Here is a 298-nt window from a genome sequence, read left to right on the forward strand (position 1 = left end):
GCGCCAGTTTGTCCGGACACCGAAGCAACGGCACCTGTCGCACTGATCGTTCCGTCTCCTGCGATCGTGATTCCGGTACCGGCCTTGACACCGCCCAAGTTCACGCCCGTCGGAGGTGCCAAGCTGATCTTGCCGGTTCCATCGACGTTGATGCCAGCACCAATGATCACACCGCCGATAGCAGAGGTTGAGGCCGGCGTGATTGCTTGGTTGGCGGCAATCGTGAGCGTCTTACCATCGCCAGATGGTGTGATCGTGACGTTAGAGCCAGCGGCTAGCGACTTGATCGTGGCAATAC

1 protein-coding gene is annotated in these 298 nt (G+C 59.4%); it reads right to left on the reverse strand.

What is annotated here, in order from left to right:
* Positions 1–298: hypothetical protein (locus AC1RPT_RS07955; protein ID WP_481763014.1), on the reverse strand; the 298-nt coding region annotated here is incomplete at both ends.

It is taken from the genome of Dellaglioa sp. CoH-56-MRSF-11 (assembly GCF_056782135.1).